Raw genomic sequence first — 1,679 nt, forward strand, 5'->3', positions numbered from 1 at the left:
CGGACGGTCAAATCCGATCACTGATTCGTCAGCGACCGCCAAACGATAGAACCCGTCCCCAAGGCGCACAAGCCGGCGGATTCTGGCGTAGCTGTAGGCAATGGCGCAAGGCGGTGTGGGTGTATGGAGACTGTGATCAACATGTCTAAACATGTCTCGCTGCAGATTAGTCAATGCAATAATCTAGAAGAGGAAATGAGGACGGATAAAACATCCACCCTCATTTCTTCGTTAACTCCAGAACTGAAAAAAATCAAAAAACGATTGGTCGTTGGAAGTTATTAGTATTGTTTCGATTTTTCTTCCAGCAGGGGACGAATAGTCGACCCAATGGTGTTCATTGCTTGGGCTAGCAGGGAAATCTCTGCGAGATAATTCGCCTGCTGTGTCTTGGAACACAATTTGTGCCCAGTGGCGCTGATAGGTATATGCAAACCTGACTCTTGAGCATGCGTATTTTGGAGTGAGCATGATAGTTTGACGTGCGCTTGTTTCATCTAAAAACCCATAGTTTGTGCCAATTGCATGGCCGGTCAGCATGCCGGAAACTGGATATGCATAAGTAGTAATTGCGATTGGGTTGCCACCTGCTTGGAAGTTTATCGTCATAGTGTCGAAGACAATGGAACTTCCACTGCTGATGGTTTGGGCTGGGCGTGAGTCAAAGTTTTCGTACCATGTAATGGGGACTGCCTGAACATTCACTTTCCGTTGCTCCGATACGGGGTTGACTCCATATCGTCCTTTGGCGGTGAAGGTATGCAAAGTTGCACTCAATCCAGAGATCGCCATCATCCACACGCCCGAGGTCGCATTCGCCGTGGCCTGGCCCTTGGACACGGTGCCGTCGAACACCTCGACCTTCAGCCCCTTCGCCGCCGCGCCGGTGAGTGTCACGCTGGTTTCGACCGTGGTGCCGCCGTTGGGAATCTCGACGCCCTTCGGATCTTTCACCGACGTGATGGTCGGCGCCGTCGCCGCCGTCACGGTCAGTGTCCTGGCCGCCGACACCGGATTGGCGCCGTACAAGGCTTTCGCCGTGAAGCTGTGCGCCGCCACGCTCAGGCCAGCCACCGCCAGCGTCCACACGCCCGAGGTCGCATTCGCCGTGGCCTGGCCCTTGGACACGGTGCCGTCGAACACCTCGACCTTCAGCCCCTTCGCCGCCGCGCCGGTGAGCGTCACGCTGGTTTCGACCGTGAGGCCGCCGTGGGGGATCTCGACGTTCTTCGGATCCTTCACGGACGTGATGGTCGGTGTTGCCGCCGCCGTCACCGTGATCGCCCATTCAGGCGATTGCGTCCCGCTGCCGTACAAGGCCTTGGCGACGAAACGGTGCTCAGCGGTCTGTAGCCCGGTCAACCTGAGTGTCCAGATCCCTTTTTCATCGGCCTTCGCTTTGCCCTTGGACACTGCGGCATCGAAGATCTCGACCTCAAGGAAGGTGTTGGCCGTCCCTGTCAACTGCACCGTGGTGTCTACGGTGATGCCTCCATTGGCGATGGCCGTCCCTTTGGAGTCCTGCGCGGCTGTGATCGCCGGCCGTTGGCCATTAATCGACGTAAAGCCGCGGATGTTCGAAACCGGTTTTTTTCCGTACTGGGCAACGGCCTTGACACTGTGCAGCACGTTCAGGCTCACGCCGGTCAGTTCGATGGACCATTTCCCGTCGGCGGCGA

1 pseudogene is annotated in these 1,679 nt (G+C 56.6%); it reads right to left on the reverse strand.

The window, feature by feature from the left end:
- Positions 1–231: 231 nt before the first annotated feature.
- Positions 232–1,679, reverse strand: a pseudogene (locus ACIP0B_RS28460) (hypothetical protein); the annotation flags it as partial.

Origin of the sequence: Pseudomonas sp. NPDC089534, from assembly GCF_044749305.1 — a bacterium.
GTDB classification, from domain to species: Bacteria; Pseudomonadota; Gammaproteobacteria; order Pseudomonadales; family Pseudomonadaceae; genus Aquipseudomonas; species Aquipseudomonas ekonensis.